The 3,624-nt window shown below is 62.5% G+C and carries 6 protein-coding genes; all 6 read right to left on the bottom strand.

All coding sequences use genetic code 11. The annotated features are described in order from the left end of the window. Nucleotides 1–49 precede the first annotated feature (49 nt). Nucleotides 50–1,036: a glutathione S-transferase family protein gene (locus OC610_RS23250; protein WP_264431161.1), complete on the bottom strand. Its 987-nt coding sequence runs from the start codon at nucleotides 1,034–1,036 to the stop codon at nucleotides 50–52. Between the two features lie 88 nt (nucleotides 1,037–1,124). Further along, on the bottom strand, nucleotides 1,125–2,126 hold the full coding sequence (locus tag OC610_RS23245) for a glycosyl transferase family protein (RefSeq protein WP_264431160.1): 1,002 nt from the start codon (nucleotides 2,124–2,126) through the stop codon (nucleotides 1,125–1,127). Next, nucleotides 2,123–2,458: a TusE/DsrC/DsvC family sulfur relay protein gene (locus OC610_RS23240; protein WP_264431158.1), complete on the bottom strand. Its 336-nt coding sequence runs from the start codon at nucleotides 2,456–2,458 to the stop codon at nucleotides 2,123–2,125. The genes OC610_RS23245 and OC610_RS23240 overlap by 4 nt, the downstream gene beginning before the upstream one ends. Then, nucleotides 2,455–2,748 carry a sulfurtransferase complex subunit TusB gene (gene tusB / locus OC610_RS23235; RefSeq protein WP_264431156.1) on the bottom strand — a complete coding sequence of 98 codons (294 nt, stop codon included), beginning with the start codon at nucleotides 2,746–2,748 and terminating at the stop codon, nucleotides 2,455–2,457. Before tusB ends, OC610_RS23240 begins: the two co-directional genes overlap by 4 nt. Beyond that, complete coding sequence (gene tusC, locus OC610_RS23230; protein WP_198796057.1) at nucleotides 2,748–3,110, bottom strand: sulfurtransferase complex subunit TusC; 363 nt, start codon at nucleotides 3,108–3,110, stop codon at nucleotides 2,748–2,750. Before tusC ends, tusB begins: the two co-directional genes overlap by 1 nt. Beyond that, complete coding sequence (gene tusD, locus OC610_RS23225) at nucleotides 3,110–3,502, bottom strand: sulfurtransferase complex subunit TusD (protein WP_264431154.1); 393 nt, start codon at nucleotides 3,500–3,502, stop codon at nucleotides 3,110–3,112. Before tusD ends, tusC begins: the two co-directional genes overlap by 1 nt. Nucleotides 3,503–3,624 lie beyond the last annotated feature (122 nt).

Below are 3,624 nucleotides of genomic sequence, written 5' to 3'. Positions count from 1 at the left end.
CGGGCGGCGTTCCGACGATTAGGCCCTCAAATACCGCGAGAATCCAGGATCAGTTCCCGGCACCACGCCAAATCCCTTTCCCACTCAACCGCTCCCGATCATGGGCGACGGTAAAATCCTGCTTCGGCCCCTTGGGCACGATCCCATTCGGGTTGATGGTCTTGTGGCTGCCGTAGTAGTGCCCCTGGATGTGAGTGAAATCCACCGTCTCGGCAATGCCCGGCCATTGGTACAACTCCCGCAGCCAGTTCGACAGGTTCGGGTAATCGGCGATGCGCCGCAGGTTGCATTTGAAGTGACCGAAGTACACCGCGTCGAAGCGAATCATCGTGGTGAACAAGCGGATATCCGCTTCGGTCAGGTACTCGCCCGCCAGGTAGCGCCGGGTCCCCAATAGGGCTTCCAATCGGTCCAGTTCGGCAAACAATTGATCGAAGGCTTCTTCATAAGCGGCCTGGGTCGTCGCGAACCCGGCGCGATACACGCCGTTGTTCACCGCTGGATAAATCCGCTCGTTCAACCCGTCGATTTCGTGGCGCAGGTGTTCGGGATACAGGTCCAGGTCATTGCCGGTCAAGCCGTCGAACGCACTGTTGAACATGCGGATGATTTCCGCCGACTCGTTATTGACGATGCGCCGCTTCTGTTTGTCCCACAGCGCCGGAACGGTCACGCGGCCGGTGTAGTCGGGCGTGTCGGCGGTGTAGCGCTGATGCAGGAATTGCAAATCGTCGAGTTTGTCGCCCGTCGAGCCGTGGGCCTTGTCGAAGGTCCAGCCGTTCTCCAGCATCAGGTAGCTGACCACCGAGACGTCGATCAGGTTTTCCAGGCCCTTGAGCTTGCGAAAGATCAGCGTCCGGTGCGCCCACGGGCAGGCCAGGGAGACGTACAAATGATAGCGACCGGCCTCGGCGGCAAACCCGCTCTCGCCGTCGGCGGTGATCCATTGGCGGCGTTGCGCCTGTTCACGCTGGAAACTGCCGTCCTTGCTTTCATACCACTGGTCCTGCCAGCGGCCCTCGACCAACAAACCCATCTGGATGTCCTCGCTCAATAATCATTGGAGACGAGTCTATTCCGATAGGTTCGAACTAATAGCGCAAAGGTTGGGCCTTAATGATCGGTTATATCGAACGATCTCGAGCGTCCCAATACTGCCGGGCTTTGTCGAAGGCTTCGTCGCGAGTATCGCCCAGGCCGCGCAAGGCCAAAGCCATGGTGGCGATCAGCGCGAGTTGTGGATAGCTGTCCTCGACATCGCCGCGCCAGATAGCTTTCAAGTGCTCGGGGTCGAGGCTGTCCGGCTTGACGTGGCGCTGCTCGGACAGGCGCGGCCATTCTTCGTCCCAACTGGCGCCGCCGGTGGTGCCGTACAAATGGCTGTCGGCGTCCGGGTTGATCTCGATCTCGCCACCGTCGCCCTTGATCACGATGGAAGTGTCCCCGAGCAGGCCACTGGCCTCACGGTGCACGGCCTGGTAACCCGGGTGGAAGATGCTTTGCAGCCCGCAGCGTGCGCCCAGCGGATTGAGGATCCGCGCCAGGGAATGGATCGGCGAGCGCAGGCCCAGGGTGTTGCGCAGGTCAATCATGCGCTGCATCTGCGGTGCCCAGTCCACCAGCGGCATGAAGGCCAGGCCGCCGTGGTCCAGTGCGGTGCCGACCTGCTGCCAGTCGCGGCACAAGGGGATGCTCAAGAAACCCAGCAGTTGCTCGGTGTAGAGCCGGCCCGCCGTGTGGGCCCCGCCGCCGTGCATGAAGATGCGCACGCCGTTTTGTCCGAGGCATTTCGCTGCCAGCAGGTACCAGGGCAGATGACGCTTCTTGCCGGCGTAGGTTGGCCAGTCGAGGTCCACCGCCAACGTCGGCACCTCCAGGCGCTGACGCAGGGCGTCGGTGAAGCCGGCCATTTCCTCGGCGCTTTCTTCCTTGTGCCGCAACAGCATCAGGAATGCCCCGAGTTGGGTTTCTTCAACCTGCTCGTCGAGCACCATGCCCATGGCTTCCCGCGCTTCTTCACGGGTCAGGTTGCGGGCGCCACGCTTGCCTTTGCCAAGGATGCGCACGAACTGGGCGAACGGGTGCTCGGCGGGGGGTTCAAGGGTCAGTGCTGGGAAGTCGGTCATAAACAATTCGTCGGTTTGGGCAGGCCCGCCAGCTTGGCGGCGAGTTTGGCGGGAGTGCCTTTGAACAATCGGTTCAGGTGCAGGCTGTTGCCTTTGTCCGGCCCCAGTTTCAGCGCGGTGTACTTGATCAGCGGCCGGGTGGCGGGGGACAGCTGGAACTCATCGTAGAAGGCCCGCAGCAGTTCGAGGATTTCCCAATGTTCGGGGCTCAGCTCGATGTCTTCGGCGGTGGCCAGGGCCGTGGCCACGTCGGCGGACCAATCATCGAGGTCGGCCAGGTAGCCGTCCTTGTCCAGCGCAATGCGGCGCTCGCCTACGGTCAGGGTCTTCATAGCCAGCTGTTGACCTTGTCATGCTGGATCGACAGTTCGACGAAGCCTGCATAATCGATGGCCTCGGCCCAGTCCGGAATGGGCAAGGCGCGGGCCTGTGCGTCTTCGGCGAGGATAAGGACTTTGCAGCCGTTGGCTTGCAGGGTGTCGAACGGCACGGTGCCAGGTTGCAGCGCATAGGTCGCGTCGCCGCACAGCAGCAGCGCATCGTGAGTGCCCAGGATCCGCAGGCAACTGGCAAGACGGCTGTCGCCGAAGGGGGAATGAGACAACACATGCAAGGTCGACATCAGAGGGTGATCACCTGGTCATAGCGGTCAATGAGCGCGGCGATGTCCGCTGCGCCCAATACGTTCAGGTCGTCCAGCGCCAAGGCATCGACAGCGAGACCGCGTTCGGCGGCGCTGTCGGCGCAGACAAACAGGTCGTCGACGCCAAACATCGGCAATGCCTGCAAGTTGGCGCTCAGGTCCTTTTGCTGGACAACCTTGGCGTGTTGTCCGGCGGCGAGCTGGAACACGCCGTCATCGAGAAACAACAGGCCGATGGGCAGGTCGAACGCGCCGCCAGCCAAGACGATGTCCAGCGCTTCCCGGGCGCCAGGGCCCGACCATGGGGCCTGGCGGCTGATGAGCAACAAAGACTTGGCCATCACGTGCCTCCAAAACAGATCAAGCGGTCGGCGTCCTGGATCGCATCGTGCAACTGGCCGAGCCCGGACAACGCCCAGGGCGCTTCGACACTGGCCGCTGAACGCTGGTAGCGCTGGGCTTCTTCCGCGTTCAACACGCCACGGCGCAACGCCGCCGCGATGCAGACCACGCCGTCGAGCTGATGCTCGCTGACGAAGGCGCGCCATTGCTGGGGCAGGTCTTGTTCGTCCTGGGGCGTGACGACGCTGGCGGCGGCGTTGTAGACGCCGTCCTGGTAGAAAAACAGCCGCACGATCTCATGCCCAGCAACCAGCGCTGCCTGGGCAAACAGCAAGGCGCGGCGCGAGGAGGGCGCGTGGGCGGCGGAAAACAGCGCGATGGCGAACTTCATGACAGACCCGATCAGCAAAACTGCGGCCATGATAATGCTTTATGGGCGGTGGGGCGATTGCCAGACGGACACCACCCGTTGGACCGCGGGGTATAGGAGCTGGTGGGGAACTGGTAGGAGCT

The sequence above is a fragment of the Pseudomonas agronomica genome (assembly GCF_025917275.1).
GTDB lineage: Bacteria > Pseudomonadota > Gammaproteobacteria > Pseudomonadales > Pseudomonadaceae > Aquipseudomonas > Aquipseudomonas agronomica.
The sequence above is the reverse complement of the archived record's forward strand: the minus strand, read 5'-3'. Positions and strand labels throughout refer to the sequence as shown.